Origin of the sequence: Roseovarius sp. AK1035 (genome assembly GCF_003288315.1) — a bacterium.
Classification (GTDB): domain Bacteria; phylum Pseudomonadota; class Alphaproteobacteria; order Rhodobacterales; family Rhodobacteraceae; genus Roseovarius; species Roseovarius mucosus_A.
This window is the reverse complement of sequence record NZ_CP030099.1, coordinates 472344-498246: the sequence shown is the minus strand read 5'-3', so window position 1 is coordinate 498246 and position 25903 is coordinate 472344. Positions and strand designations below refer to the sequence as shown.

General features: G+C 62.1%; 28 protein-coding genes. 20 read left to right on the top strand and 8 right to left on the bottom strand.

Going from position 1 to position 25903, the window contains the following annotated elements; translation table 11 throughout:
* The first annotated feature begins 76 nt into the window (after window positions 1-76).
* From lgt to RAK1035_RS20630, 4 genes are all read left to right on the top strand, one after another.
* A complete protein-coding gene (lgt, locus tag RAK1035_RS02490) occupies window positions 77-967 on the top strand; it encodes a prolipoprotein diacylglyceryl transferase (protein ID WP_008279326.1) in 891 nt (296 codons plus the stop codon).
* Window positions 964-2025 (top strand): class I SAM-dependent methyltransferase, encoded by a 1062-nt coding sequence (locus tag RAK1035_RS02485; RefSeq protein WP_008279325.1) that lies wholly within the window; start codon window positions 964-966, stop codon window positions 2023-2025. Before lgt ends, RAK1035_RS02485 begins: the two co-directional genes overlap by 4 nt.
* Window positions 2022-2777, top strand: coding sequence for a peptidoglycan editing factor PgeF (gene pgeF, locus RAK1035_RS02480; protein WP_008279324.1), 756 nt, complete (start codon window positions 2022-2024; stop codon window positions 2775-2777). Before RAK1035_RS02485 ends, pgeF begins: the two co-directional genes overlap by 4 nt.
* A gap of 244 nt (window positions 2778-3021) precedes the next feature.
* Complete coding sequence (locus RAK1035_RS20630) at window positions 3022-3153, top strand: hypothetical protein (protein WP_008279323.1); 132 nt, start codon at window positions 3022-3024, stop codon at window positions 3151-3153.
* A gap of 4 nt (window positions 3154-3157) precedes the next feature.
* Here the strand turns inward: RAK1035_RS20630 and RAK1035_RS02475 are convergent, their stop codons facing one another.
* Window positions 3158-3571 carry a VOC family protein gene (locus RAK1035_RS02475; RefSeq protein ID WP_008279322.1) on the bottom strand — a complete coding sequence of 138 codons (414 nt, stop codon included), beginning with the start codon at window positions 3569-3571 and terminating at the stop codon, window positions 3158-3160.
* On the bottom strand, window positions 3568-4596 hold the full coding sequence (locus RAK1035_RS02470) for an NAD(P)/FAD-dependent oxidoreductase (protein ID WP_037296722.1): 1029 nt from the start codon (window positions 4594-4596) through the stop codon (window positions 3568-3570). The genes RAK1035_RS02475 and RAK1035_RS02470 overlap by 4 nt, the downstream gene beginning before the upstream one ends.
* 64 nt (window positions 4597-4660) lie before the next feature.
* Here RAK1035_RS02470 and mnmD point away from each other — a divergent pair, with 64 nt between their 5' ends.
* The 5 genes from mnmD to preA all read left to right on the top strand — a co-directional run bounded on the left by mnmD (window position 4661) and on the right by preA (window position 9517).
* Complete coding sequence (mnmD, locus tag RAK1035_RS02465) at window positions 4661-5338, top strand: tRNA (5-methylaminomethyl-2-thiouridine)(34)-methyltransferase MnmD (RefSeq protein ID WP_037296721.1); 678 nt, start codon at window positions 4661-4663, stop codon at window positions 5336-5338.
* A 10-nt stretch (window positions 5339-5348) separates the two neighbouring features.
* Window positions 5349-6215 (top strand): DMT family transporter, encoded by an 867-nt coding sequence (locus tag RAK1035_RS02460; RefSeq protein WP_008279319.1) that lies wholly within the window; start codon window positions 5349-5351, stop codon window positions 6213-6215.
* 161 nt (window positions 6216-6376) lie between these two features.
* Window positions 6377-7705 carry an NAD(P)-dependent oxidoreductase gene (locus tag RAK1035_RS02455; protein WP_008279318.1) on the top strand — a complete coding sequence of 443 codons (1329 nt, stop codon included), beginning with the start codon at window positions 6377-6379 and terminating at the stop codon, window positions 7703-7705.
* Window positions 7706-7708: 3 nt separating this feature from the next.
* The gene (locus RAK1035_RS02450; protein WP_037296719.1) at window positions 7709-8209 is read left to right on the top strand and encodes a hypothetical protein; all 501 of its coding nucleotides are present in this window, start codon (window positions 7709-7711) and stop codon (window positions 8207-8209) included.
* Between the two features lie 3 nt (window positions 8210-8212).
* A complete protein-coding gene (gene preA / locus RAK1035_RS02445; protein WP_008279316.1) occupies window positions 8213-9517 on the top strand; it encodes an NAD-dependent dihydropyrimidine dehydrogenase subunit PreA in 1305 nt (434 codons plus the stop codon).
* Window positions 9518-9521: 4 nt separating this feature from the next.
* Here preA and RAK1035_RS02440 read toward each other — a convergent pair whose 3' ends face one another.
* Together RAK1035_RS02440 and RAK1035_RS02435 are read right to left on the bottom strand one after the other, a co-directional pair.
* Window positions 9522-10244, bottom strand: a complete 723-nt coding sequence (locus tag RAK1035_RS02440) for a glycosyltransferase family 25 protein (RefSeq protein WP_008279315.1) — start codon at window positions 10242-10244, stop codon at window positions 9522-9524.
* Between the two features lie 4 nt (window positions 10245-10248).
* Window positions 10249-11691: an aldehyde dehydrogenase family protein gene (locus tag RAK1035_RS02435; RefSeq protein WP_008279314.1), complete on the bottom strand. Its 1443-nt coding sequence runs from the start codon at window positions 11689-11691 to the stop codon at window positions 10249-10251.
* Between the two features lie 132 nt (window positions 11692-11823).
* Here RAK1035_RS02435 and RAK1035_RS02430 point away from each other — a divergent pair, with 132 nt between their 5' ends.
* Window positions 11824-12477: a peroxiredoxin gene (locus RAK1035_RS02430; RefSeq protein ID WP_008279313.1), complete on the top strand. Its 654-nt coding sequence runs from the start codon at window positions 11824-11826 to the stop codon at window positions 12475-12477.
* 223 nt (window positions 12478-12700) lie between these two features.
* On the opposite strand, the gene RAK1035_RS02425 is transcribed toward RAK1035_RS02430, so the two are convergent.
* The gene (locus tag RAK1035_RS02425) at window positions 12701-13303 is read right to left on the bottom strand and encodes a methyltransferase (RefSeq protein WP_037296943.1); all 603 of its coding nucleotides are present in this window, start codon (window positions 13301-13303) and stop codon (window positions 12701-12703) included.
* Between the two features lie 144 nt (window positions 13304-13447).
* Here RAK1035_RS02425 and RAK1035_RS02420 point away from each other — a divergent pair, with 144 nt between their 5' ends.
* Entirely contained in the window at window positions 13448-14482 is a 1035-nt protein-coding gene (locus tag RAK1035_RS02420) for a succinylglutamate desuccinylase/aspartoacylase family protein (protein ID WP_008279311.1), read from the top strand.
* A gap of 78 nt (window positions 14483-14560) precedes the next feature.
* Here RAK1035_RS02420 and RAK1035_RS02415 read toward each other — a convergent pair whose 3' ends face one another.
* Window positions 14561-15376 (bottom strand): LOG family protein, encoded by an 816-nt coding sequence (locus RAK1035_RS02415; RefSeq protein WP_008279310.1) that lies wholly within the window; start codon window positions 15374-15376, stop codon window positions 14561-14563.
* 80 nt (window positions 15377-15456) lie between these two features.
* On the opposite strand from RAK1035_RS02415, the gene RAK1035_RS02410 reads away from it, so the two are divergent.
* Window positions 15457-16371, top strand: coding sequence for a serine/threonine dehydratase (locus tag RAK1035_RS02410; RefSeq protein WP_008279309.1), 915 nt, complete (start codon window positions 15457-15459; stop codon window positions 16369-16371).
* A 12-nt stretch (window positions 16372-16383) separates the two neighbouring features.
* Window positions 16384-16506, top strand: a complete 123-nt coding sequence (locus RAK1035_RS20625; protein ID WP_269724440.1) for a hypothetical protein — start codon at window positions 16384-16386, stop codon at window positions 16504-16506.
* Here the strand turns inward: RAK1035_RS20625 and RAK1035_RS02405 are convergent.
* Together RAK1035_RS02405 and RAK1035_RS02400 are read right to left on the bottom strand one after the other, a co-directional pair.
* A complete protein-coding gene (locus tag RAK1035_RS02405; RefSeq protein WP_008279307.1) occupies window positions 16503-17720 on the bottom strand; it encodes a M24 family metallopeptidase in 1218 nt (405 codons plus the stop codon). The genes RAK1035_RS20625 and RAK1035_RS02405 overlap by 4 nt on opposite strands.
* Window positions 17721-17822: 102 nt before the next feature.
* Complete coding sequence (locus tag RAK1035_RS02400) at window positions 17823-18713, bottom strand: LysR substrate-binding domain-containing protein (RefSeq protein ID WP_008279306.1); 891 nt, start codon at window positions 18711-18713, stop codon at window positions 17823-17825.
* A 94-nt stretch (window positions 18714-18807) separates the two neighbouring features.
* On the opposite strand from RAK1035_RS02400, the gene RAK1035_RS02395 reads away from it, so the two are divergent.
* The 7 genes from RAK1035_RS02395 to RAK1035_RS02365 all read left to right on the top strand — a co-directional run bounded on the left by RAK1035_RS02395 (window position 18808) and on the right by RAK1035_RS02365 (window position 25898).
* Window positions 18808-19608 carry a creatininase gene (locus tag RAK1035_RS02395; protein ID WP_008279305.1) on the top strand — a complete coding sequence of 267 codons (801 nt, stop codon included), beginning with the start codon at window positions 18808-18810 and terminating at the stop codon, window positions 19606-19608.
* Between the two features lie 46 nt (window positions 19609-19654).
* Window positions 19655-20767: a polyamine ABC transporter substrate-binding protein gene (locus RAK1035_RS02390; protein ID WP_441346849.1), complete on the top strand. Its 1113-nt coding sequence runs from the start codon at window positions 19655-19657 to the stop codon at window positions 20765-20767.
* 73 nt (window positions 20768-20840) lie between these two features.
* Window positions 20841-21683 carry an ABC transporter permease gene (locus RAK1035_RS02385; protein ID WP_008279303.1) on the top strand — a complete coding sequence of 281 codons (843 nt, stop codon included), beginning with the start codon at window positions 20841-20843 and terminating at the stop codon, window positions 21681-21683.
* Window positions 21680-22480, top strand: a complete 801-nt coding sequence (locus tag RAK1035_RS02380) for an ABC transporter permease (RefSeq protein WP_008279302.1) — start codon at window positions 21680-21682, stop codon at window positions 22478-22480. The genes RAK1035_RS02385 and RAK1035_RS02380 overlap by 4 nt, the downstream gene beginning before the upstream one ends.
* Window positions 22477-23583, top strand: coding sequence for an ABC transporter ATP-binding protein (locus RAK1035_RS02375; protein WP_008279301.1), 1107 nt, complete (start codon window positions 22477-22479; stop codon window positions 23581-23583). The genes RAK1035_RS02380 and RAK1035_RS02375 overlap by 4 nt, the downstream gene beginning before the upstream one ends.
* Window positions 23564-24592 (top strand): GlxA family transcriptional regulator, encoded by a 1029-nt coding sequence (locus RAK1035_RS02370; protein ID WP_008279300.1) that lies wholly within the window; start codon window positions 23564-23566, stop codon window positions 24590-24592. The genes RAK1035_RS02375 and RAK1035_RS02370 overlap by 20 nt, the downstream gene beginning before the upstream one ends.
* Before the next feature lie 70 nt (window positions 24593-24662).
* Window positions 24663-25898 carry an acyl-CoA dehydrogenase family protein gene (locus RAK1035_RS02365; protein WP_008279299.1) on the top strand — a complete coding sequence of 412 codons (1236 nt, stop codon included), beginning with the start codon at window positions 24663-24665 and terminating at the stop codon, window positions 25896-25898.
* The last annotated feature ends 5 nt before the right edge of the window (window positions 25899-25903 follow it).

The window sequence follows — 25903 nt, the reverse complement described above, 5'->3', positions numbered from 1 at the left end:
TTTGCTGTCTTATATGTGTTGCCGGGACCAGATCACAAGGTTGACTTGGCCCAGAGCCAGAGGCACAGAGACGCATATGCAGGCCATGATCCCCTTTCCCGACATTTCGCCCGAGATCTTTTCGATCTCGCTTTTTGGTATGGAGTTTGCGCTGCGCTGGTATGCGCTGGCCTATATCGCGGGAATCGTGATCGGCTGGCGGCTGGTGGTGGCGAGCGTGCGCCGTCCGGGGCTGTGGCCGGGGGGTGTGGCGCCGATGCGGCCCGAGCAGGTCGAGGACCTGCTGACATGGGTCATTCTGGGGGTCATCCTGGGCGGGCGGCTGGGCTATGTGCTGTTTTACCAACCGGGCTACTACCTTGCCAATCCCGGCGAGATTTTGGCGGTTTGGCAAGGCGGCATGGCGTTTCACGGTGGCCTTATGGGCGTGGTGCTTGCGGTGTTGCTGTTTTCGCGCAAGCAGGGGATTGCGTGGCTATCGGTGGCTGATGCGCTCTGCATGGTGACGCCGGTGGGATTGCTGCTGGGGCGGATCGCGAATTTCATCAATGGCGAATTGTGGGGGCGGGCGACGGACCTGCCGTGGGGTGTGGTTTTTCCCTCGGCGGCGGCGCAGGATTGTGCCGGGGTTGTCGGGCTTTGCGCGCGCCATCCCTCACAGCTTTATGAGGCGCTGCTTGAGGGGCTGATCCTTGGGGCCGTGCTGTTGTGGCTGGGCTGGCGGCGCGGCGCGCTGCGGGTTCCCGGCACGCTGACGGGGCTGTTTTTCGCAGGCTATGGTATGGCGCGGTTCATGGTGGAATTTGTGCGCCAACCGGATGCGCAGTTTGTGGGTGAAGGCAACCCGCTGGGCTGGGCGCTTCAGCTGGGCGAATTTGGCCTGACCATGGGGCAGATTCTGTCGTTGCCGATGATTGCCTTTGGAATTGGCATGGTGCTCTGGGCGCGGCGCGCGCAGGCGGCATGAGCGGGCTGCGGGCGCATTTTCTGGCGCGGATCGCCGAGGCTGGGCCGATGAGCCTTGCGGATTATATGGCAGTGTGCCTGATGCACCCCGAGTTTGGCTATTACGCGACACGCGATCCGTTTGGGGCGAGGGGCGATTTTATCACCGCGCCTGAAATCAGCCAGATGTTTGGCGAGTTGCTGGGGCTGTGCCTTGCGCAGGTGTGGCTGGATCAGGGACGGCCGGCGCGGTTTTTGCTGGCCGAGTTGGGGCCGGGGCGCGGGACGCTGATGGCGGATGTGCTGCGCGCGACGCAGCGCGTGCCGGGGTTTCGCGAGGCTGCCGAGGTGCATCTGGTCGAGGGATCGGCAGTCTTGCGCGCGGCGCAGCGCCGGGCGATTGCGGGCGATGTGATCTGGCATGAGCGGGTTGAGAGCCTGCCGGAGGGGCCGCTTTACCTGCTGGCAAATGAGTTTTTCGATGCGCTGCCGATCCGGCAGTTTCAGCGGTCTGGCGAGGGCTGGCGCGAGCGGGTCGTGGGACAGAGCGCGGGCCAGTTGCTGCTGGGTCTGGGCGGGCCGGTGGCACCGCCTGCGCTGGCCGAGCGGTTGGTGGACACGCGCGAGGGCGATATTGTCGAGACTTGCGGGCCTGCGGCGGCGGTCATGGCAGAGATTGGCGCGCGGATTGAGGGGCAGGGCGGTGCCGCGCTGATTGTGGATTACGGCGATTGGCGATCACTGGGCGATACGTTTCAGGCGCTCAAGGCGCATCAGCCGGTTGATCCCTTGGCCGAGCCGGGGGCGGCGGACCTGACCGCGCATGTGGATTTTGAGGCGCTGGCGCTGGCGGCGGCACCTGCGCTGCACACGCGATTGACGCCGCAGGGGGTGTTTCTGGAGCGGTTGGGGATCGCGGCGCGGGCCGAAGCCTTGGCGCGCAATCTGAGCGGCCCGGCGTTGGAAACGCATCTGGCGGCATATCAGCGCTTGACCGGGGCAGAGGAAATGGGGACGCTCCTTAAGGTGATGGGCCTCTATCCCGAGGGGGCCGCACCACCACCCGGATTGGAGCCATGACGCTAGAAATTCTCACTGCTGACAGCCTGGCCCCGCTGCGCCACGGGTTTTTTACCCGAAGGGGCGGTGCGTCTTCGGGCGTGTTTGCTGGCCTCAATTGTGGCCCGGGTTCGTCGGATCAATCCGAGATCGTGCAGATCAACCGGGCGCGGGTGGCCGAGGCGATGGGGGTGGCCCCGGATCACCTGATCACGGTGCATCAGGTGCATTCGGCGGATGTGGTGACCGTCACGGGACCCATGGGGACGCGCCCGCGCGCCGATGCGATGGTGACGGATGTGCCGGGCGTGGCGCTGGCGGTGCTGACGGCGGATTGCCAGCCGGTGCTGTTTGCCGATGTGGCCAATGGGGTGATCGGCGCGGCGCATGCCGGATGGCGCGGCGCGCTGGATGGTGTGCTGGAGGCGACGGTTGTTGGCATGGAGGGTCTGGGCGCGGACCGCCGCCGCATCAGGGCCGTTATTGGCCCGTCAATTTCGCAAGCGGCCTATGAGGTGGGACCCGAGTTTATCGAGGCGTTTTTGGCAGAGGATTCGGACAATGCCCGGTTTTTTGCCAATGGCGAGGGCGGGCGGTATCAGTTTGATCTGCCGGGCTTTGGGCTGCACCGGCTGCGGCAGTCTGGCATCGGGCAGGCGGAATGGACGCGGCATTGCACCTATGCCGACCCCGAGCGATTCTATTCCTATCGCCGCACCACTCATGCCGGTGAGGCCGATTATGGCCGGCTGATCTCGGTGATCCGTCTCTGATTGGGGCGCAATTTGGGCCGAAATTGTGGGGCTATTCGGGCGGCATCGGGGATGCCCCAAGACGTCTTTAGAAAACTTTATTTAAATTCAATGGATTGAGATTTGGCTTGGATGGCTTGCATGCCCTGATCTTGTCTGAATTTTCACGATTTCCGTCAAACCTTGGCCCCAAACCGGCGGCATAGTTGCTGGTAACGAAACAATGAGCCCCGCAAATTGGGGCCAGAGGCAAGAGGTAAGAGCCATGAAAGCACGTTGGTTGAAATCGGTTGTGAAGCACAGCAAAGAGGCCGCCATTGCGCTGCCGTATCAGCGCGGTCAGCGCAAGGTTGCGGTGCGGATCGTGGAACTGCCCAAGGCGGTCAAGACGGCCTGAGCGATCAGCCGCTGCTCTCGGCCCTGTTCGACACCTCGATCAGATTGCCATCGGGATCGCGCAGATAGAGTGAGCGGATCGGGCCAGTGGCCCCGGAGCGGGGCAAGGGGCCAAGCTCAACCGTTACGCCAAGCGCTGCGAAATGCTGCTGCCAGTCCTCTAGCGGGATTTCACTGAGAAAGCACAGATCGGCGCTGCCGGGTTGGACACGCGACGCCTTTGGATCGAATTCCGCGCGCCATTGATGCAGGTTGATCTTCTGCGCGCCGAATTTGAGCGCCCAGCGTGTGCTGCCATCGGCGGGGTGAAACACCTCAGGCGTCATCCCCAGCACATCCCGGTAAAAGGCGCAGGTGGCCGCAATATCCGCCACGGTCAGCACAAGATGGTCAAGAGCGGCGAGTGTCGGCTGGGTCATAGGGACGCCTCTGGTTTGAAGTCATCGGGAATCGTGTCGATGCCGTCGAGCATGAGATCAGCCATGACCGCGCCCACTTTGGGGGCCATGCCAAAGCCGATTTTAAAGCCACCATTGGCCAGAAATTCGCCCGGTCGGAAGGGATGCGCGCCCAGCATTGGTGCGCGTGACCGCGAGCGCGGGCGCACCCCGGCCCAACGCGCGATCACGGGCGCACCCGCCAAGGCAGGCACCGCTGCCACGGCGCGGGCGATGACATCGTCAAGCTGGGCATCGGTGCTGGTGGGATCGTCATAATTGCGCTCTGAGGTGGAGCCGACGGCGGTGGTGCCATCCTCATGCGGCACGATATGCACCTGATTGGCGAAAATTTGCGGCTGGTTGCGGGCATCAAAGGCCAAAAGCGCGCCTTGCCCCTTAACCCCGTTGCCAACCGAGCGGGTATGCGCGGCGCTGAGCGCTTCGAGACCCGCGATGCCGGTGGCCCAGAGAATGCGACCCGTCATGGGGCCTTCGGTCACAACCTCGGCACCGCGCGCGTGCAGGGCGGCGACAAGGGCGGCGCAGGCCTGACGGGGATGCAGGCGCGCGGTGAGCGTGTCATGGATGATCTGGCCGGTGTCTGTTTCTGGGCACCACGGGCCGCTGGCGGGGATGATGCGCCATTCGGCCTGCCCCTGCCAGAGGGTTGCGGCGTTCTGGCTGCGCTCTTGCGCCAAGGCAAGGGCTGCGGCATCGGCGATGGGTTGCAGGCGGCCAAGACAGGCATAACCGGGGGAGAGGTTCGAGACCTCGGCCACCTCGGCCCAGAACCCCCCGGCCATGAGCAGACTGTCGAGTTGAAACGCCTTTTTGCTATTCCAAAGCTCGGGCACATGCGGGGCCATGGCACCGACAATACCGCCCGACGCGCCCGCGCCGGGGCCATGCGGGTCGATGACGCGCACACGTGCGCCGCGCCGCGCGCAAGACCACGCCACCGACAGGCCAAAGATGCCCGCGCCCATTACCGTGATGTCAACCATTGCCAATCCTTTGCCGTCGCGCGATGGTCGCGCGCGTTTTCGCCATGCTTTAGAGGATCGTACCATGCAGGACCAGACCGCAGACCTGATCTGGCGTAAGGGCGAGGTGCCGGTATCGGTGCGGTTCGATGATCCCTATTTCAGTCTCGACAATGGGTTGGCGGAAACACGGCATGTGTTTCTGGGGGGCAATGACCTGCCAGCGCGGTTTCGCGACGGGTTTCACATTGCGGAATTGGGGTTTGGCACCGGGCTGAACCTTTTGACCAGTTTGGTGGCGTGGCGGGCGGCGGGCGTAACCGGGCGTTTGCACTTTACCAGTTTCGAGGCCTATCCGATGGCCCCGCAAGACATGCGCCGCGCGCAAGCCCGCTTTGCGGAACTGGCGGGGGTCGCGGCGGAACTGGCCCCGCATTGGCAGGGGCAGGCACAGCGGATCAGCCTGCCGGACCTGGAGTTTACCCTGATTGCAGGCGATGCGCGCGAGACGCTAAAGGCTTGGCCGGGCAGGGCGGATGCCTGGTTTCTGGATGGGTTTTCCCCCGCCAAGAACCCCGAACTGTGGCAGCCAGAGTTGATGGCCGAGGTGGCGCGGCATACAGCGCCAAAGGGCACGGCGGCCACCTATACGGCGGCGGGCTTTGTGCGCAGGGGGCTTGAGGCGGCTGGGTTTTGTGTTACGCGGGATCAGGGATATGGCCGCAAGCGGCATATGACCACGGCCCGGAAAGACCACCCATGAAAGACCGCTCGTGACAGTTCAAAACACCCGCTTGGGCATCTGGTTGATGGTGCTGACCACGGTCATCTTTGCCGCGCAGGACGGCATTTCCCGCCACTTGGCCGAGAATTACAACGTGCTGATGGTGGTGATGATCCGGTTCTGGTTCTTTGCGGCCTTTGTGATGGTGATCGCCGCGCGCAAGGCGGGGGGCCTTCGGGCCGCGGCCACCACATCGCAACCCTTGATGCAGGGGTTTCGCGCCGTGCTGCTGGTGGCGGAAATCTGCGTGATGGTCTATGGCTTTACCCTTCTGGGGCTGATCGAGGTGCATGCGGTCTTTGCCTGCTATCCGCTGTTGATTGCCGCGCTTTCGGGTCCGGTTCTGGGCGAACGGGTGGGCTGGCGGCGGTGGTTGGCGATTGCGGTCGGGTTCATCGGCGTGCTGATCATTCTGGAGCCGGGGCTGGGCGTGATCGACCCCAAGGCGATTGTGCCCTTTATCGCCGCTTTGATGTTTGCGCTCTACGGGCTTTTGACGCGCTATGTGGCGCGCAAGGATACGGCGGCCACGAGTTTTTTCTGGACCGGGACAGTCGGGTCGGTTGCCATGACGCTGGCCGGGATCTGGTTCTGGGAGCCGATGACGTCGGATGCCTGGGCGTGGATGATCACGCTCTGCATCACCGGAGCGGCGGGGCACTACACGCTGATCAAATGCTACGAAGTGGCAGAGGCAAGCGCGGTGCAACCCTTTGCCTATCTGCAACTTTTCTTTGTGACGGGCATCGGGATTTTCATCTTTGGTGAAACGATTGCGCTGAACGTGGCCTTGGGCGGCGCGCTGGTGGTTGGCGCGGGTCTGTTTACGTTGTGGCGTCAGCGCAAGGTGGGGTGAGACGGGGCGCTGGGGTTACTGCCCATTTGCTGCAATTTTCATCGGCTTTGCCCCCTGAGTGTTTCAGGGGGTTCTTTTTCGCGCGGCGATAAATTTTACCAATTGATAAAATTTCGAATCGTGGAATACTGAACCTCAGCCATCCATGACCGGAGACAGCCATGAGAGACCGCCAACTCGCCCCCGGTATCGTCGCAGGCCGGCTTGATCCCGCCGCCTTGCAGGGCAACTTCACCGATCTGCATCCCCCCCTTGATGATCACGAGGCGCTGGTGGCGGCGGATCGCTGTTATTTCTGCCATGACGCGCCCTGTATCACCGCTTGCCCCACCTCGATCGACATCCCGCTTTTTATCCGGCAGATCGCCACCGGCACGCCCGAGGCAGCGGCCAAAACGATCCTGAGCCAGAATATCCTGGGCGGCATGTGCGCCCGCGTTTGCCCCACAGAGACCCTCTGTGAAGAGGCCTGCGTGCGGGAGGCGGCCGAGGGGCAGCCGGTGCTGATCGGGCGATTGCAGCGCTATGCGACGGATACCGTGATGGACCAAGGCGTGCATCCCTTTACCCCTGCTGCGCCCACGGGACGGCGGGTGGCGGTGGTGGGGGCGGGGCCTGCGGGGCTGGCCTGCGCGCACCGGCTGGCGATGAAAGGCCATGATGTCACACTCTACGATGGGCGCGCCAAGCCCGGTGGTCTTAATGAATTTGGCATCGCCGCTTACAAAAGCACCGACAGTTTCGCCGCGCGCGAGGTTGACTGGCTGATGCAGATTGGTGGGATCACGCTGGCCACCGGGCAGCGTCTGGGGCGCGAGATGACGCTGGCGGAATTGCAGGAAGATCACGACGCGGTGTTCCTTGGGATTGGTCTGGGCGGGGTCAATGCGCTGGGGCTGAGCGGCGAGGACCGCGAGGGAATGCGCGATGCGGTGGATTTCATTGCCGCTTTGCGGCAGGCCGAGGATCTCAGCGATTTGCCGGTGGGCCGCGATGTGGTGGTGATCGGGGGCGGCATGACGGCGGTGGATGCCGCTGTGCAGGCCAAACTTTTGGGCGCGCTCAATGTAACGCTGGTTTATCGGCGGGGGCGCGACCGGATGAACGCCAGCCGCTATGAACAGGATCTTGCGGCCTCCAAAGGTGTGCGGATCGTGACCAATGCCACGCCCATCGCGGTGCATGGCAATGGCGCGGTGCGCGAGGTTGAGTTTGAGTATTCCGACGACGATCTCAGGCCCACGGGCGAACGGTTCCGGCTTGCTGCTGATCAAGTGTTCAAGGCGATTGGTCAGACGCTTGAGGGGGCCGATTTGCCCGCGCTCGACGGGCGCAAGATCGCCGTTTCAGGCCCCGGGCGTACCTCCCTGCCCGGGGTCTGGGCGGGGGGCGATTGCGCGGCGGGGGGCGATGACCTGACCGTGACGGCAGTGGCCCAAGGGCGCGACGCTGCCGAAGACATCCACGCAACCTTGATGCCGGAGGGCTGAGCCATGGCGGATCTGTCCGATGGAGAACGTGCTGCACTTGCGAGAATCTCCAGTCTTGAATCGCCCGAGAAACTCAGAAACTTCATTGAAAATGCGCGACGCACGAAATCGCCGGTTGTCGAGCGGGCTGCATTTGCTCGCTTGTGCCTTGTTCAGCCCGAAGCAACACCAGGAACTGTGGAGCATGACGTCTGGCAGTCGATTCACGCTCTCGAAGAAATGCTTCGCGAAGAACGTGGTAAGACCGTGATGCTATCACGAACGCGTCACAAGATCGCTCGTGATGGGGAAGCAAAGACAGCAGCTGACCTTACCTTGAAGAAGGATGCATCAGCTGGCTTCACGGATCTGGTTCAACGCGGTCACCCGGAACTTACTTTTGAGGCGGTCGCCCTACGTCACCCAAAGACTTTTGATGACGAAGTTCTCGACTGTGCGCGTCGGCGCTTGGCATTGGCCGGCATTGATCCCGACAACTTCAAACCTTTAGCGGAAGGAAGCTGAGCCATGGCGGATCTGACAACCAACTTTATCGGTATCACATCGCCCAACCCGTTCTGGCTGGCCTCTGCGCCGCCGACGGACAAGGAATACAACGTCCGCCGCGCGTTCGAGGCGGGTTGGGGCGGTGTTGTCTGGAAGACATTGGGCGAGGCGGGGCCGCCCGTGGTGAACGTCAACGGGCCACGCTATGGGGCGATTTACGGCGCGGATCGGCGGCTTCTGGGGCTCAACAATATCGAGTTGATCACGGATCGCCCGCTGGAAGTGAATCTCGAAGAGATGCGCCGGGTCAAGCGCGACTGGCCCGACCGCGCTCTGATTGCGAGCCTGATGGTGCCGGTCAATGAGGACGCCTGGCGCGAGATATTGCACCGGGTCGAGGATACCGGCTGTGATGGGGTCGAGCTGAACTTCGGCTGTCCGCATGGCATGAGCGAGCGCGGCATGGGCAGCGCGGTGGGGCAGGTGCCCGAATATGTGGGGCAGGTGGCGCATTGGTGCAAGAAACACTCGAACCTGCCGGTGATCGTGAAGCTTACCCCCAATATCACCGATATCCGCAAGCCCGCGCAGGCCGCCAAGGACGGCGGCGCGGATGCCGTGAGCCTGATCAACACGATCAATTCGATCACGAGCGTCGATCTTGATCTCTTTGCGCCTGAGCCCACGATTGACGGGCGGGGCGCGCATGGCGGCTATTGCGGGCCTGCGGTGAAGCCCATCGCGCTGAATATGGTGGCCGAGATTGCGCGCGATCCCGCCACGGCGGGTCTGCCGATCAGCGGTATTGGCGGCGTCACCACTTGGCGCGATGCGGCAGAATTCATGGCGCTGGGGGCGGGCAATGTGCAGGTCTGCACGGCGGCCATGACCTATGGGTTCAAGATCGTGCAGGAAATGATCTCGGGCCTGTCGCAATATATGGATGACAAGGGCTTTACCTCTGTTGACCAATTGGTTGGGCGCGCCGTGCCCAATGTGGTCAACTGGAAGGATCTGAACCTCAATTACGTGACCAAGGCCAGGATCAATCAGGATGACTGCATCAAATGTGGGCGCTGCTATGCCGCCTGCGAGGATACAAGCCATCAGGCCATTGCGATGTCCGAGGATCGGGTCTTTACCGTCAAGGATGACGAGTGCGTCGCCTGCAACCTCTGCGTCAATGTCTGCCCGATTGAGGGATGCATCACGATGGAACGGATGGCGGCGGGCATGGTCGATCCGCGCACCGGCGAGGTGGTGCAGGACGAGTATGCAAACTGGACAACCCATCCCAATAATCCGGGGCGCTGCGCGGCGGAGTAAAGGATCAAAGTAATCCACCGGTAAGCGGTGCCGCGCTATCGCGTGCCGCGTGCCGGGCGGCACGGCGATAAAGGTAGCGTGGCCAAGCCGCCGCAAGCGAGGTGTGCCCTGAGCCCTGCATGATCCGTGATACACCGGACGGATAGACTGCACCAGTGCGCAGATGCGTGTGCCAATGGCTTTGAATGAGAAACTCGACCGGGCGGTCGAAGATTTCGGTCAGGTGCAGAAGGTGGGCGGCGGCATCCTGTCCAACCATCTGCACGGGGCTGCGTGGGGCGTTGACCACCGGCAGGCAAAGCACGCAACCGCCGTTGGTGTCGATCACGCGCGCAGGCCCGCGCACAGCTTGGGGCTGGAAGGCGATATACCCAAGATCGTCGATATGGTCGCGCGCCAGATCGCGCGCTCTTGCAAAGATTTGGGGGTCAAGGGCGGCATCCTCGTCGAAGATCAGCCCATAATCGAGACCCTGTCGGACAATCTCGGCCCAGATTTGCCGATGGCTGAGAAAGCGGGCAATCTCGGGGGTGGTCAGCGTGAACGGATAGAGCGGGGCAAAGAGCCCCGCCCCGACCGTGGCCGAAAGCACCGTAGAGGACAGCACAGAGGCCTCGACCTCGGGCCAGAGGTCGCCCTCTAGCCCGCAGGTGTTGAGCGTATCGCGCGCCCGGTTGCGTCGCGTGGCGTCGCGCGCGCCGTGCAGGGCAAAGGCGCGCCCCGCCATAGGGTCAGGCGCCGGGGGTCCAGCCCGAGACGGATTTGACCTCGAGGAAATCCTCGATGCCCCATTTGCCGCCTTCGCGCCCATGGCCCGATTGTTTCATCCCGCCAAAGGGCGAGCCTGCACCGCGCGACTGGCCGTTCATTTCCACCATGCCCGAGCGCAGGGCGCGCGCCAGCCGGTTGGCCCGTGCCGGATCACCGGTCTGCACATAGTTGGTGAGGCCATAGGGCGTGTCATTGGCGATACGGATGCCGTCCTCTTCAGTATCAAAAGGGATGATCGACAGGACCGGGCCAAAGATTTCCTCGCGCGCGATGGTCATCTCGTTGGTGACATCGGCAAAGACCGTGGGTTTCACGTAAAAGCCCCGGTTGAGACCGTCGGGCCGCCCGGTGCCGCCCGCAACCAGCCGCGCGCCTTCGTCGATACCCTGCTGGATGAGGTCTTGGATCTTGTTGAACTGCACCTCGTTGACCACGGGGCCGATGTGGCGACCGGCCTCGTTGGCGGGGCCCACGGGGATGGCATTCGCAGTTTCAGCGGCAATCTCGACCGCTTGGTCGTAAATCTCGCGCTGCACCAGCATCCGGGTGGGCGCGTTGCAGGATTGGCCGGTGTTGTTCATGCAGCGGATCACGCCGCGCTTGACCGCCTTGTCATCGGCATCGGCAAAGATCAGGTTGGCGCCTTTGCCGCCCAGCTCAAGGCTTACGCGCTTGAGCGTGTCGGCGGCGGATTTGGAGATGATGCGCCCGGCGCGCGACGAGCCGGTAAAGCTGATCATGTCCACATCGGGATGCGCGGTCAGTTGGCTGCCCACGCCCACACCATCGCCGTTGACGAGGTTGAAGACGCCTTTGGGCAGGCCTGCGGCATCAACGATTTCGGCAAAGATCACGGCGTTGAGCGGCGACTCCTCAGAGGGTTTCAGGATCATGGTGCAACCCGCGACCAGACCCGCGATCACCTTGAGGGTGACCTGATTCATCGGCCAGTTCCACGGCGTGATCATGCCGACAACGCCCACCGCCTCGTGGATGATCCGGTCATTGGGGGCGTGATCGCCAAGCGGTTCGTCAAAGGCAAAGTCGCGCGCGGCCGCGATGAAATTGGCGATATGCCAGCTTCCGGCACCGACCTGTTGTTCGCGGGCCATGTCGATGGGCGCGCCCATCTCGAGGCTGATGGCCTGCGCCATATCCTCGGCGCGGGCCTTGTAGGCCTCTAGAATTTTCTCTGCAAAAGCAATGCGTTCTGCCGCTGGCGTAGCCATCCACGCCGGGAAGGCCGCTTTGGCTGCGGCGACGGCGGCGTCGGTATCGGCCTGACCGCCCAAAGAGATCACCGCGCAGGGCTCTTCGGTCGAGGGATTGATGACCTTGTGATCTTTTGCCGCGAGGGGGTTGACCCACGCGCCATTGATGTAGAACTGACGTTTCTCGATCATGGTATTGACCTCCAGTGATTTGGCGGCACTCTGTCAGGGGTAATGCCGGGCTGCAAGGTTTGAAATAGGGCGCTTTGGGGCAATTTGATCAAATTTCTGCACCCCAAGGCGGAAATCAGGAAAGGATAGGCTATGGGCCTTCGAATCAATGATGTGATCCCCAATCTGACGGTGGAAACCGATCTGGGTACGATTTCACTGCATGAGTGGATTGGCGACAGCTGGGCGATTCTGTTTTCTCACCCCAAGGATTTTACCCCCGTTTGCACCACCGAGTTTGGCGCTGTGGCGCGCTTGGCAGAGGAATGGGAGAAGCGCGGATGCAAGGTGATCGGCGTCTCGGTCGATGGGGTTGAGGACCATCGCAAGTGGAAGGGCGATATTGAAAAGGTTGCTGGCAGTGCGGCGGGATTCCCGATTATCGCCGATGCGGGGCTTGTGGTGTCCAAGGCCTTCGACATGCTGCCCGCCGAGGCCTATTTGCCCGACGGGCGCACGCCCAACGACAGCGCCACAGTGCGCTCGGTCTTTATCATCGGGCCGGACAAGCAGTTGAAACTGAGCATGACCTATCCGATGACCGTGGGGCGCAATTTCGCAGAAGTTCTGCGCGCGCTCGATGCGCTCCAGACCACGTCGCGCAATGGCGTGGCGACGCCGGCGGATTGGACAGTGGGGCAGGACGTGATCATCCCGGCCAGCCTGAGCGATGCCGATGCCGAAGCCAAGTTTGGCAGCTTTGAGAAGGTGTTGCCGTATCTGCGCAAGACCAGCTTGAAGGGGTAGGTTGGGCTTAAATCGAGACCAGACCCAAACTCCCCGCGCGGAACAAGGCGCGGCACGCGCCGCCGCGCGGATCGCTGGGCCGTCCCGCGGCCTAGCGATTTTGAGAGGGGGCGCTATGCTGTGGGGGCACACGGACTTGGCGAGATAAAGTGGCGACCATGGCCGTTGCTTCGCTAGACCCCGGCCCAGCGCCCCGCGCGGTTCGTCGCTTCGGATATCGCCCTCACCCCAGTGGCGCAAACACCGCCATCTGGCTTGCTCCGCCCAAGGCGGGGTGGGCCTCTCCTATGGCGTGGCAGGTGACCGTGTAGCCGTGGCGTGCCGCCACGCCTTCGGCCCAGCCTGAGAACCGCGCGCGATCCCATTCGAAATGATGCCCCGGATGGCGAAAGCGGTGGCTGGGCACGCCCAGCACCGGGTTGAATTCGGCGTTGGGCGTGGTCACGATCACATGGCCGGGGCGCATATCGGCAAAGAGCGCGCGTTCCAGCCGATTGAGATCACCAAGCGGCAGATGTTCGATGGTTTCCACGAGGCAAGCGCAGTCATAGCCGCGCAAATTGGGGTGGGCCACGGTCATGGATGCCTGCGCCAGTTGCACCTTGGCGCGTGTCTCGGGGGGCAGGTCCGCCAGACGCGCCTGTGCTGCGCGCAGCGAGGGTAGATCAATGTCGATGCCGGTCAGGCGGGTCAGGCCGGGCAAGAGCGCCAGACGCAGCAAAAGATCGCCCGCGCCGCAGCCCAGATCAAGGAGCGTGCGCGCGCCGGTCTTGGTCACGGCGGTCTCTACTGCCTGAAGGCGGGCATCATGCAAAGCGGTGGTCACAACGGGCCTCTGTGGGTTGGCACGGGTCATGGGCCGCTGTGCCATGCGCGCGGCGCAAAGGCCAGAGCCGTGCCGCCCGCCAAGCCCCATGGACAGGCCGAACCTATTTGCCTAAGCCTTGCTGTCAGACAGAGCGAGGATGCCATGGCGCGGCGCAAACCCTTTGACATCGGCGGTGTAACAGTCGCAGCGGGCACGCGGGCGCGGGTGGATATCCCTGTAAGCACGCTGTCCAATCACACGCCGGTCAATCTCTCGGTCGAGGTGATCCATGGGCGGCGGGCGGGGCCGGTGCTGTTTGTCTCGGCGGCGATCCACGGCGATGAGGTGATCGGAGTCGAAATCATGCGCCGCCTGCTCAAGGCGGCACCGCTGGCCTCGATGGCAGGAACGCTGATGGCGGTGCCGATTGTCAACACCTTCGGCTTTCTCAATCACAAGCGCTATCTGCCCGACCGGCGCGATCTGAACCGGGTGTTTCCGGGGGTGAGCGAAGGCTCGATGGCGTCGCAACTGGCGTATATTTTCATGGATCAGGTGGTGCGGCGTGCGGATGTGGGCATTGACCTGCATTCGGCGGCCATTCACCGCACCAACCTGCCGCAAATCCGGCTGACGCCGGGCAACACGCGACTGGAAGAGCTGGGCCGTGCCTTTGGCGCGCCAGTGATGATGGAGTCGAAGCTGCGCGACGGCTCTTTGCGGATGGCTGCGGAACAGGCGGGGGTGGACGTGCTGCTCTACGAGGGGGGCGAGGGGCTCCGGTTTGACGAATTCGCGGCGCGGGCGGGGGTCAGTGGCATCCTGCGGGTGATGCAGCATCTGGGCATGATCGGTGCCAAGGGCGTGCCGCGTGCGCGCGGTGTACCGATCCGGGCGGCGCGCTCGCGTTGGTATCGTGCGCCGCGCGGCGGGCTGTTTCGCGGCTATCTGGCGGTGGGCGATGCGGTGCAGCCGGGCACGGTGCTGGGCGCGGTGGCCAATGCCTTTGGCGATGTCGAAACCGAGGTGGTGGCGGATGTGACCGGCATCATCATCGGGCGTACCAACCTGCCGGTGGTGTATGAGGGTGATGCGCTGTGCCATGTGGCGGAGACGCCGCGCGCCGAGGCGGCGGCGGGGGGCATCAGCGCCCATCTCGAGGCGGCGGCGCTCTTTGACGAGGATGAGATCATCTGAGCGGCACCGCCGCGTTGCTGGGCGGCGGTGGAATTGAGTATTTGCACCAAGAAGAAGCGGAAAGGCGTTTTGGGCCGCTCAGCCTTGGGGCCAGTCGTTGATGATCTGCATCGCCTCATCCGCCGTTTCAACGAATTGGAAGAGATCGAGATCCTCGGCGCTGATTGTGCCCGCCTCGGACAGCGCCTCCCAGTTGATGATGGATTGCCAGAAGGTGGCCCCAAAGAGCAGGAACGGCACGCGCTTCATCCGGTCGGTCTGAATAAGGGTCAGCGCCTCGAACATCTCGTCGAGCGTGCCAAAGCCGCCGGGAAAGACGCAGATGGCACGGGCGCGCATCAGGAAATGCATCTTGCGGATGGCGAAGTAGTGAAAGTTGAAGCACAGGCCGGGGGTGACATATTCGTTCGGAGCCTGCTCATGTGGCAAGACGATATTGAGGCCGATCGAGGCCCCGCCCGCATCCGCAGCACCACGATTGCCCGCCTCCATCACGCCCGGACCGCCGCCCGTGGCAATCACATAGTCGCGCCCATCGCTGGCCATGGATTTTTCGGTCATCAGCCGCGCGAATTTGCGCGCCTCGTCGTAATAGCGCGAGAGATCGGCGAGCGTTTTGGTGCGCGCCGTGTCCTTTTGCGACGGTTCGGGAATGCGCGCGCCGCCAAAGAGCACGACGGTGCTCTGGATGCCGCGCTCGTTCAAGATCATCTCGGGCTTCAAGAGTTCGAGTTGCAGGCGCACGGGGCGCAATTCGTCGCGGCACATGAAATCGGGATCGGCAAAGGCCAGACGATAGGCGGGCGCGCGGGTCTGGGGCGTGTCCGGCACCTGTTCAGCGGTGGAGCGGTCGGAGCCGGCATCGCGGAATTGGCTGAGGCGGTCGTCTTTCATCGCGGGCGATCCTTGCTTGGGTCTTTGACTTCAGGAGTATAGGGTTTGACCCATCAAGAAAAGGCAAAGAGGTGCAAGCGATGGCGTGGCAGGGACGTATTGGAGAGGCGGGCCAGCGCATTGTTGCGCATGTGCGGCGCACGCCGGTGATGCAGGCGGAGATTGGTGGATATTCTGTGGCGCTCAAGCTGGAGCAGATGCAGCATACCGGCAGTTTCAAGGCGCGCGGCGCGTTCAACACGCTCTTGCAGGCGACCGTGCCGGAGGCGGGGATTGTTGCGGCCTCTGGCGGCAATCACGGGGCGGCGGTGGCCTATGCGGCGGCGCGGTTGGGCCACCGCGCGCGGATCTACGTGCCCGAGATCGCTGGACCGGCCAAGATTGCGCTCATCCGCGCCCAAGGGGCCGATTTGCAGGTGGTGCCGGGGGCCTATGCCGAAGCGGCGGCGCGCGCCGCTGAATGGCAGGCGGCGACAGGGGCAATGCAGGTGCATCCCTATGACGCCGAGGCGACCGTGGCCGGACAAGGCACGGTGATGGCGGAATGGGAGGATCAGGGACTGGACGCGGACACGGTGCTGATTGCCGTGGGCGGTGGCGGGCTGATTGCCGGGGCTTTGGGCTGGCTTGAGGGGCGTCGCCGGGTGGTGGCGGTCGAGCCAGAGACCTCTTGCGCGCTGCATGCCGCGCTGGCGGCGGGCGCGCCCGTTGATGTCGAGGTGTCGGGGGTGGCGGCCAATGCGCTGGGGGCGCGGCGGATTGGAGGCCTGTGCTATGGTCTGGCCGAGGCGCAGGGCGTGGCCAGTGTGCTGGTGAGTGACGCGGCAATTCTTGAGGCGCAGGCGCTTTCGTGGCGGGAGTTGCGGCAGTTGGTGGAACCGGCGGGGGCCACGGCGCTGGCGGCGCTTTTGTCGGGCGCTTATCGGCCTGCGGCGGGGGAGCGGGTGGCGGTTCTGATCTGCGGTGGCAATATCGCGCCTGACCCGCTGGCATAACCGGGAACGATCATGGCGCGCGACCCGGACAGGAGCGCCATGGCGGGCCGGTCTGCAAGCGCCACGGCGGCCAGCGTCATAAGGACACTGGCCGCCGCAATCACGATTTCAAGCGTGCCGCGCAAGGGCGTTTAGCCTTTGCCGACGATGTTATGTTCAGGTCCGAAGGGGAAGCCGGTGATATTCTCGGCCCCGTCTTCTCCGATGACCAGAATGTCATGCTCGCGGTAGCCACCGGCGCCGGGCTGGCCTTCGGGGATCATCACCATGGGTTCCATCGACACGACCATGCCGGGTTTCAGCACGGTGTCGATATCCTCGCGCAGTTCCACGCCCGCCTCACGGCCATAATAGTGGCTGAGCACGCCAAAGCTGTGGCCATATCCGAAAGAGCGGTATTTCAGCAGGTCCCATTCGCGATACATCTCGTTCAGCTCAATCGCGATATCCATGCAGCGCGCGCCGGGTTTCATCAACTCCAGCCCGCGACGATGCACGGCGACGTTTTTCTCCCAGATGTCGAGGCTGGCGTCATCGACATGATCGCAAAAAAGCGTGCGTTCGAGCGCGGTGTAATAGCCAAAGATCATCGGGAAGGTGTTGAGGCTGAGGATATCGCCCGATTGCACCACGCGGTTGGTCACGGGGTTATGCGCGCCATCGGTGTTGATGCCCGACTGGAACCATGTCCAGGTGTCCATCAGTTCGACAAAGGGGAAGGATTTGGCAATCTCGCGGATCATCGCATTTGTGCCCGCAATCGCCACTTCGTGTTCGGGCACGCCTGCCTTGACAGCGCCCGCCACGGCATAGCCCCCCACGTCACAGATGCGCGCGCCTTCGGTGATGAGCTTGATTTCCTCGGCGGATTTGATGGTGCGCATCCACATCGAGGGTTGGCTCACGTCCACCAATTCGACGCCGGGCAGGGCATCCTGCAAAAGCTGGCGATAATCGAGCGAAACATGGTCAAACTCGATGCCGACGCGGCGGGCACCCTTGGTCAGGCCCTGCACCGCGCGGTAGAAATTGTCGCGCCGCCAGTCGGTATAGGTGACATTGCTGCCGAATGTTCGCCGCCAGGGCTGGCCGCCGTCGATGCCTGCGGAAATGGTCGTGGCGTTCTTTTGGTCAATGACCATGCCATATTTGCGACCGAAATAGCAGTAGAGCCAGCCTGAGTAATAGTTAATGCAGTGATAGGACGTGAAGAGCGCCGCATCGACGTTGTTATCGGCCATCCAGACGCGCAATTCGTTCTGGCGGCGGGCCATTTCATTGTCGGAAAAGGGCGAAAACTCCTTTTCGCCGTTGTGCCATTCCGTGACGTGCAACATGTCGTCAAGCATTTGGGTCTCTCCTCACTGGCTTGGATGTTTATCCGCTACCAGCAAAGAGGCTCTGCAAGAAATTAATAGGTTTGATCTGAGAATAAGAAAATGAAATGTAGGCTAGCTGCGCGCATGCGTTGGTTTGCGGAATGCGCTGACCCCTTCGGTGATCTGTTCGATCAGTTTCAGCGCCGCGTCAGAGGCTTTGATATGTTTGTAAAAGAGGCCGACATGCAGATTGGCGAGCGGTGGAAACCCCTCTTTGGGTGACAGCACGCGCATGCCGGGCAGGAGCGTTTTCTTGGTCAGCGCCGTCACGCCCATCCCATCCAGCACCGCGTTTTGCACGGCTGTAATGCCGGGGCTCTCAAAGCAGATGCGCCATTCGCGCCCCTCGGTGTTCAGCGCGTCGATCATCCGTTTGCGATAGAAGCAGCCCTTGGGGTGGGCAATGATTTGCACCGGCTTGTCGAGCGAGAATTGATAGTCGCGCCCACAGACCCAGAATGGGCGCTCGGACCAGTAGAGCGAGACATAGGGCGCAGGCATCGTATCGGTGATGGCAATGGCAAGGTCCAATTCATCGACATGCAGCTGGCTGAGGATATTGCGGCTCCAGTCGCAGCGGATGTCGAATGTCACCTCGGGATTGGCGCGGGCGAAATCGGCGATGATGCGCTGAAAATATCCAATCGCGTAATCGGTGGGCAAACCCACCCGCAGCGTGCCCATGAATTGAGCCTCGTGCAGGTTGGCAACCGCACGATCATTCAGGCGCAACATCTCGCGGGCATAGCCGATAAGGGCGTGCCCCTGCGGTGTCAGCTCTAGAACCTTGCCCTTGTGATGCAAGAGTTTGGCGCCCACCAAATCTTCCAACCGTTTGATTTGCAGGGAAATCGCGGGCTGCGTGCGGCCCAGAACCTGACCGGTTTCGGTGTAGTTGCCAAGGTCCACCACCGTCACAAACGTGCGGATCAGGTCGGTTTGCAGATTGACGAAATGGCGCATGATTAAGAATCCTTATTCATGCATTGTTACTATGAATTTTGCGCATGAGGCAAGCTGTTCTAGGGTCCCTCAATCCGAGAGAAAAGGGGATGACATGGCCCAAGATACGGTTTTTGCAGCAGAATTAGCCTGGCCCGAGTATCAGCGCCGGGTCGCGCGTGGCGGGGTGCCGATTCTCATCCCGCTTGGGTCGATGGAGCAGCATGGCCATCACATGCCGATGCATGTCGATGTGCTGTTGCCCACCGAATTTGCGCGCCGCGCGGCGGTTGAGGTGGGCGGGCTGGTCGCGCCGCCGTTTACATATGGGTATAAATCGCAGCAGAAATCCGGCGGTGGCAATTTCTTTCCGGGCACCACCAGCCTTGATGGCGCGAGCCTTGTGAATGCGCTCAAGGATGTGATCCGCGAGTTTGCGCGCCACGGCAACCGTCAGATCTGCATCGTGAATGGTCATTTCGAGAATTCGTGGTTCATTGCCGAGGGGATCGACCTTGCGCTGCGCGAATTGGGCTGGTCGGGCATCCATGACACCAAGGTCGTGGTGCTGTCCTACTGGGATTTTGTCGATCAGGCGGCGATTGCCAAGCTATACCCCGAGGGGTTTCTGGGGTGGGATATCGAGCATGGCGGGGTGCTGGAAACCTCGCTCATGCTGCGGCTCTATCCAGACCTTGTATCGCTGGAGCGCGCGGTGGATCACGCGCCGGCGAGTTTTCCGCCCTACGATGTCTATCCGCCGCATCCCGAGTGGACGCCCGCAAGCGGCACGCTGTCCTCGCCCAAGAATGCCACGGCGGAAAAGGGCGACATCCTGATTGATGTCTGCACGCGCGGCATCGTCGCGGCGCTGCGCACCGAGTTTGCAACGCGCGACCGCGTGGCGGCTGAGTGACTTGATTGAAAATTAAAAACAAATGCATGCCAACAAGGAGACCACAATGACCCTGAGAACCCCCACCCGCCGCCACCTTTTGAAGATGACCGCAGGCGCGGCGCTGGCCACGCCGTTCCTGTCGATCCGGGCGTCGGCGCAGACCGTCAACCTGTCGATGCTGGCCTGGTATGGCCATGCAGAGCCCGACATCGTTGGCGCGTTCGAAGAAGAGAACAACGTCAAGTTCACGCCGAAATACTATACCGGCGGCGACAATATGCTGGGCCTGATCGCGCAATCCCCGGCGGGCACCTATGACGTGATCCTGTCGGATGCCGAATATGTGCAGCAGTTGAACGCGGCGGGCTATATCGAGGCGCTCGATGCCGCCGATTACGCCTTTGACGATTTTTACCCCGAGTTCCAGAACTTCCCCGGTCATTGGGTGGATAACACGCTCTATTCCGTGATCACGCGCTTTGGCTTTCTGGGGGTGGCGCATAACACCGATGTGCTGAGCGAAAAGGACGCGGCCAGCTATGCGGTGTTCTCGGACGCCCGCGTGACCGGCAAGCTGGGGCATTTCGACTGGCATTTGCCCAACCTCGGGCAACTGAGCCTCTCGGCGGGCAATGGGTCTGCCTATGATATCGACGACGCAGGCTGGGACAAGGTGCAAGAGGCCACAATGGCGCTGCGCGGGCAGGTCGGCGGGTTCTTTGACTATGGCGGCACTTTCTCGTCGCTCAATGATGGGCAGATGGTGGCCTTTGCCGGGATTGGTGACTGGATTACCGGCGTGTTGGAAAAGAACGGTGCCAAGGTCCGCACCACCATTCCCGAAGAGGGCGGGTTGCAGTGGACCGAGTCGTTTTCGATTGGCAAGGGCACGCAGAATTACGACATGGCGCGCAAGTGGATTCAGTGGATCACCTCGGCCGAGGGGCAAGCAAAATCCGCCGATATGGCCGCCTATCCCGCGCTCATCCCCAACAAGAAAGGCTGGGAGGTGCTGAATGCCACCAACCCCGCCGAGGCCAAGCGGCAGAATATGGTGCTGGGCCAGCATAACGCGATGGACATGATCCGCGAAGGGCGTATCCAGTATCGCCAATTGCCTGTGCAACAAAGCCTTGAGGACTGGAACGACTTCTGGTCCGACTACAAGGGCGCCTGACGGGGGCTTGGCCGGGGTCTCTTCTCCCCAGACCCCGGCCCCTCTGTTCTTGCCTCTGAGAAAGCCGCATTCCATGACCCGACCCAGCCTATTCTCTCTCACCCTGTCGCTGCCCCTTTTGATCTGGCAGTTGGCGTTCTTTGCGGTGCCGCTGCTTTTCCTGATCGCCATCAGCTTTTGGACGGTGCGCAATTTCCAGATGATGCCGGATCTGAATTTCGGCAATTGGGAACGTATCCTGACGCGCGGCACCTTTTGGGATGCCTATGCGCGCACCGCTCTTCTGGCCACGGCAAGCGCGGTTCTGACCAGCGCCATCGCCTTTCCGGCGGCCTATGCGATTTCATTCAAGCTGTCGGAGCGGGTCAAGCAATGGGTGATTTTTGTGCTGATCATCCCGTTTTTCACCAGCTATCTGGTGCGTATCTATGCGCTACAGGTGTTCCTGTCGGATGGGGGCATCATCAATGCCGCGCTGGGGATGCTGGGGGTTGGGCCCTTTGGCATGCTCAACACCACGTTCGGGACGCTGGTGGGCATGGTGACGCTCTGTCTGCCGCTGGTGATCCTGTTGCAGGTTTTCAGCCTCAATTTCGTCAATCGCGATTTTGTCGAGGCGGCGCATAATCTGCGCTGCGGGAGGCTACGCACGGTGTTCTCGGTGATCGTGCCATCGGCGCGGGTTGGCCTTGTGATTGCGGCACTCTTTGCCTTTATCCTGTCGTTTGGCGATTTCGTGAGCCCGCTTTATCTGGGCGGGGGCAATCCGCCGACGCTGTCGATCCTGATCACCGATATCACCAAATCCGGGCAGCAATGGCCGCGCGCCGCCGTGGTCGCGTTGATGATGATCGGCACGCTGCTGACCGTGGCCTTTGCCGCCATCACCTATGCCTATAAGGAGCGCGGCAAATGACCGGCAATGACAATCGCCTGATCAATGGCGCCTTGAAGCTGCATATCGCGGTTTGTGTCCTCTTTATCTTTGCGCCGATCCTTGGCAGCTTCGTCTTTTCGCTCAATTCCGACCGGTTCCCGTCGCTGCCCTTGGGGCATTTCTCGACCGAGTGGTATCGGCTGATCTGGGAAGATCCGTTTGTCTGGGCCGGGTTCCTGAACACGGTGGTCGTGGGGTTGATCGTGGCGGTGATTGCCACGCTGCTGGGATTTGGCGGGGCCTATACAGATTTTCGCTACAACTTCTTTGGTAAGAACGTCTATCTCGCGCTCGCGCTTTTGCCACCGACCATTCCGGTGGTGATCATGGGGCTGGCGATGCTGGCGTTCCTGTCGCGCGTCAATCTGTCGGGCAGTGCGATTTCGATCATCATCGCGCATGGGGTGATGTGCAGCCCCTTTGCCATGGCGATCATCCGCCTGCGTCTGTCGCAGATGGACCCGGATCTAGAGGCGGCATCGTGGAACCTTGGGGGCAATGAATGGGCGACGCTGCGCCATGTCATCATTCCTTTTACCAAGCCCGCGATCTTTGCCGCGCTGTTCATCACCATGGCGGTGTCGTTTGATGAATTCGCGGTGGCGTGGTTCGTCTCGGGCCTCAATGAAACGCTGCCGGTGAAAATTCTGGGCTTTCTTCAGGGGCAGGTCAGCCCGCGGATCAATGCCATCGGCTCGCTCGCCTTTCTCAGTTCGATCACACTTATCATTCTGGCGCAGATGCTGTTGCGCAATTCGACAAAGGACAAGCCATGAACATGCAAACCCCTGTGAAATCCGACGCCATTGTCAGGCTGGAAGGTGTGGTCAAGAGGTTTGGCGAGTTCACCGCCGTGGAACGCGCGGATTTCGAGATCGGGCGCGGCGAGTTTCTGGCGATCATGGGCTCGTCAGGCTGTGGCAAGACCACGACGCTGCGGATGCTGGCGGGGCTCGAGGACCCGAGCGAGGGCAATATCTATCTCGACGGAGCGCGGGTAAACGGCAAGGCAACATGGGACCGCGACACGCCGATGGTCTGGCAGAGCCTTGCGCTGTTTCCGTTTCTGACCGTTCAGGAAAACGTCGAATTCAGCCTCAAGATGCGCGGTGTGAGCAAGGCGGAGCGTGCGCAAAGGGCGCGTAAATGGCTGGACAAGATGCAGATCCTCGAATTCGCGGATCGCAATATCTCGCAATTGTCGGGCGGGCAGCGGCAGCGGGTTGCCTTGGCGCGCGCGCTGGTGACAGAGCCGAAAATCCTGCTGCTGGACGAGCCGCTTTCGGCACTCGATGCGCATCTCAAGGTGCGGATGCAGGCGGTTCTGTCCAATCTGCAAAAAGATCTGGGCATCACCTTTGTCTATGTCACCCATTCCATGTCCGAGGCGTTTTCCATGGCCGACCGCGTGGTGATCATGAGCCGGGGCAAGATCGAACAGATCGGCACGCCGCAGGAAATCTATCATGCGCCGCGCAATCGGTTCGTGGCGGAATTCCTGGGCTCGGCGAATATCTTTACCGGCAAGCTGGTCGAGAAAACGGGCGATCTGTGGCAGGTCGAAACGGCGCATGGTCGCTTTGCGGTCAAAGCGCCCCAAACCCCTGCGAAATCCGTGGGCGATACGCTGTCTTTTGTCGTCAGCGCCGAAAAGATGCAGATCAGCGCGGCAGATGCGGGCGTGCCGGGTATTCGCGCGCGGGTGGTCGGCGAAGAGTTTGTCGGTGCCTCGGCGATTGTCTTTCTTGAGACGGATGCAGGAGAGGAGTTGAAGGTGCAGAAAAGTCATGGTGAACTGGCATCCATTGATCTGCATTCAGGAAGCCCCCTGACCCTGCATTGGGAGCCCGAAGCCTGTCATGTCCTACCCGGAGAATGACGCCCATATCACACGCAAGGCGATTGTGCCGCAGGGGGCGGCATTCTTTGCCATAGAGACCACCAAACCTGCCCGGCATTTTGCCTTTCACCTGCTGCCGGATTTCACGCTGCTGGCGTTCAGTGCGGCGCTTGATCCGCTGCGCATTGCCAATCAACTGGCGCAACGCCCGCTCTATCGCTGGACCGTCACCTCTCAGGATGGGGGGCCGGTGGTCAGCTCTTGCGCCATGTCGGTGAATGTCGATCAGTCGTTGGGGGCGTTTGCGCGTGAAACCGATCTTGTGGTTTGTGGCGGCACCGTGCGCACCGGTACGGGCAGCAAGGACCTGCTGGCGCTGCTGCGTCAGCATGCGCGCTTTGGTGGGCGCGTGGGGGGCATTTGCACCGGGGCCATTTCGCTGGCGCAGGCGGGGCTGCTCGAGGGGCGGCGTGCAACGCTGCATTGGGAAAACCAGCCTGCGTTTCGCGAGAAATTCCCCGAGGTCGAGGTGACGGGCAATACCTTTGAGGTGGATGGCGGGATTTTCACCTGCGGTGGCGGGGTGGGTGCCACCGATATGATGCTTGAGATGATCGAGGCCGATTATGGCCGGCCCTTTGCCGATGTGGTGGCCGATATGTGCCTCTATAGCCAACGCCGGGCCGAGCGCAGCCCGCAGCGCGCCTCGATCAGCAATGCGCTGGATAGCCGCAATCCGCTGTTGGTGCGGGCGATCAAGGTGATGCAGACCAATATCGAAACGCCGATCAGCATGGACGAGTTGGCCGATGCGGCGGGCTGTTCGCGCCGCCAGATGGAGCGGCTTTTCGTGAAATATCTGCGCAAGACGCCCTATCGCTTTTTCCGCGATCTGCGGCTGGATCATGGCCGCAGCCTGTTGCGCGAGACGGACCTGAGCGTGACCGAGATTGCCATGGCCTCGGGCTTTGCCTCGCCCATGGTGTTCATCAAGACATTCCGCAGCCGCTTTGGCCATTCGCCGGGGCAGTATCGGCGCGCGGGCTGAGTGCGACAGCGCTTGTCGCCGGGCGGTTGATGTTGTCAATTGAGGCGACTGACAGCAAAGGGCCGGTGATATGGATATGAATTTGGGAATGCGCCCCGAGATGCGCGCGCTTTTGGCGCGGGTGTCGGCCATGGTGCGCGACGAGATCATGCCGCTTGAGGCCGAGTATCACGCTGAGATCGGCAAAGGGGATCGCTGGGGCTATACCCCCCGGCAGGCCGAGATTCTGGAAGGGCTCAAGGCGCGCGCCAAGGCGGCGGGGTTGTGGAACTTCTGGCTGACCGACAGCGCGCGGGGCTTTGGCCTGACCACGGTCGAATATGCCTATTTCGCCGAGGAGATGGGCAAGACCCCGATGGGGGCCGAGGTGTTCAACTGCAACGCGCCCGACACCGGCAATATGGAGGTGTTCGAGCGTTATGGCACCGAGGCGATGAAGGCCGCATGGCTGGCCCCGCTCTTGGAGGGGGAGATTCGCAGCGCGTATCTCATGACAGAGCCGGATGTCGCGAGTTCTGACGCCACCAATATCGCCATGTCCTGTGTGCGCGACGGGGATCATTATGTGCTGAACGGCCAGAAATGGTGGGCCACGGGGGCCGGTGATCCGCGCTGCAAGGTCTATATCGTGATGGTCAAAACCGGCGGCGATGACCTGCCCAAGCATCAGCGCCATTCGATGATTGTCGTCCCTGCCGATACGCCCGGTATCGAGAAACTGCGCCCGATGCAGGTTTACGGCCATGACGACGCGCCCCATGGGCATATGCATTTCAACTTTGCGGATGTGCGCGTGCCTGCGGAAAACCTGCTCTTGGGTGAAGGGCGCGGGTTCGAGATTGCGCAAGGGCGGCTTGGACCGGGGCGTATTCACCACTGCATGCGCGCGATCGGGCAGGCCGAGGCGGCGCTCGAGATGATGTGCAAACGCAGCCTTGCGCGCGAGGCCTTTGGCAAGCCGCTGGCGCAATTGGGCGCGAATTACGACATCATCGCAGAATCTAGGATGGAGATCGAACAGGCGCGTTTGCTCTGCCTCAAGGCCGCGTGGATGATGGATCAGGGCGACGCGCGCGCCGCCGCCCCTTGGATCAGCCAGATCAAGGTGGTGGCCCCGCGCGTGGCACTCAAGGTGATCGACGAGGCGGTGCAGATGTTCGGCGCGCAGGGCATCTCGCAGGATGTGCCGCTTGCGGCGATGTGGACCCATGTGCGCACCCTGCGTCTGGCCGACGGCCCCGACGCGGTGCATCGCAGGCAGGTGGCGCGGGCAGAGTTGCGCAAGCACACGCAGGAAAAGGTCTGATTGGG

What these genes read in the sequence shown, in the direction of transcription:
- lgt (WP_008279326.1), top strand. Translation starts at nt 77, where the DNA reads ATGCAGGCCATGATCCCCTTTCCCGACATTTCGCCCGAGATCTTTTCG.
- RAK1035_RS02485 (WP_008279325.1), top strand. Translation starts at nt 964, where the DNA reads ATGAGCGGGCTGCGGGCGCATTTTCTGGCGCGGATCGCCGAGGCTGGG.
- pgeF (WP_008279324.1), top strand. Translation starts at nt 2,022, where the DNA reads ATGACGCTAGAAATTCTCACTGCTGACAGCCTGGCCCCGCTGCGCCAC.
- RAK1035_RS20630 (WP_008279323.1), top strand. Translation starts at nt 3,022, where the DNA reads ATGAAAGCACGTTGGTTGAAATCGGTTGTGAAGCACAGCAAAGAGGCC.
- RAK1035_RS02475 (WP_008279322.1), bottom strand. Translation starts at nt 3,571, where the DNA reads ATGACCCAGCCGACACTCGCCGCTCTTGACCATCTTGTGCTGACCGTG.
- RAK1035_RS02470 (WP_037296722.1), bottom strand. Translation starts at nt 4,596, where the DNA reads ATGGTTGACATCACGGTAATGGGCGCGGGCATCTTTGGCCTGTCGGTG.
- mnmD (WP_037296721.1), top strand. Translation starts at nt 4,661, where the DNA reads ATGCAGGACCAGACCGCAGACCTGATCTGGCGTAAGGGCGAGGTGCCG.
- RAK1035_RS02455 (WP_008279318.1), top strand. Translation starts at nt 6,377, where the DNA reads ATGAGAGACCGCCAACTCGCCCCCGGTATCGTCGCAGGCCGGCTTGAT.
- RAK1035_RS02450 (WP_037296719.1), top strand. Translation starts at nt 7,709, where the DNA reads ATGGCGGATCTGTCCGATGGAGAACGTGCTGCACTTGCGAGAATCTCC.
- preA (WP_008279316.1), top strand. Translation starts at nt 8,213, where the DNA reads ATGGCGGATCTGACAACCAACTTTATCGGTATCACATCGCCCAACCCG.
- RAK1035_RS02440 (WP_008279315.1), bottom strand. Translation starts at nt 10,244, where the DNA reads ATGGCGGGGCGCGCCTTTGCCCTGCACGGCGCGCGCGACGCCACGCGA.
- RAK1035_RS02435 (WP_008279314.1), bottom strand. Translation starts at nt 11,691, where the DNA reads ATGATCGAGAAACGTCAGTTCTACATCAATGGCGCGTGGGTCAACCCC.
- RAK1035_RS02430 (WP_008279313.1), top strand. Translation starts at nt 11,824, where the DNA reads ATGGGCCTTCGAATCAATGATGTGATCCCCAATCTGACGGTGGAAACC.
- RAK1035_RS02420 (WP_008279311.1), top strand. Translation starts at nt 13,448, where the DNA reads ATGGCGCGGCGCAAACCCTTTGACATCGGCGGTGTAACAGTCGCAGCG.
- RAK1035_RS02415 (WP_008279310.1), bottom strand. Translation starts at nt 15,376, where the DNA reads ATGAAAGACGACCGCCTCAGCCAATTCCGCGATGCCGGCTCCGACCGC.
- RAK1035_RS02410 (WP_008279309.1), top strand. Translation starts at nt 15,457, where the DNA reads ATGGCGTGGCAGGGACGTATTGGAGAGGCGGGCCAGCGCATTGTTGCG.
- RAK1035_RS20625 (WP_269724440.1), top strand. Translation starts at nt 16,384, where the DNA reads ATGGCGCGCGACCCGGACAGGAGCGCCATGGCGGGCCGGTCTGCAAGC.
- RAK1035_RS02405 (WP_008279307.1), bottom strand. Translation starts at nt 17,720, where the DNA reads ATGCTTGACGACATGTTGCACGTCACGGAATGGCACAACGGCGAAAAG.
- RAK1035_RS02400 (WP_008279306.1), bottom strand. Translation starts at nt 18,713, where the DNA reads ATGCGCCATTTCGTCAATCTGCAAACCGACCTGATCCGCACGTTTGTG.
- RAK1035_RS02395 (WP_008279305.1), top strand. Translation starts at nt 18,808, where the DNA reads ATGGCCCAAGATACGGTTTTTGCAGCAGAATTAGCCTGGCCCGAGTAT.
- RAK1035_RS02390 (WP_441346849.1), top strand. Translation starts at nt 19,655, where the DNA reads ATGACCCTGAGAACCCCCACCCGCCGCCACCTTTTGAAGATGACCGCA.
- RAK1035_RS02385 (WP_008279303.1), top strand. Translation starts at nt 20,841, where the DNA reads ATGACCCGACCCAGCCTATTCTCTCTCACCCTGTCGCTGCCCCTTTTG.
- RAK1035_RS02380 (WP_008279302.1), top strand. Translation starts at nt 21,680, where the DNA reads ATGACCGGCAATGACAATCGCCTGATCAATGGCGCCTTGAAGCTGCAT.
- RAK1035_RS02375 (WP_008279301.1), top strand. Translation starts at nt 22,477, where the DNA reads ATGAACATGCAAACCCCTGTGAAATCCGACGCCATTGTCAGGCTGGAA.
- RAK1035_RS02370 (WP_008279300.1), top strand. Translation starts at nt 23,564, where the DNA reads ATGTCCTACCCGGAGAATGACGCCCATATCACACGCAAGGCGATTGTG.
- RAK1035_RS02365 (WP_008279299.1), top strand. Translation starts at nt 24,663, where the DNA reads ATGGATATGAATTTGGGAATGCGCCCCGAGATGCGCGCGCTTTTGGCG.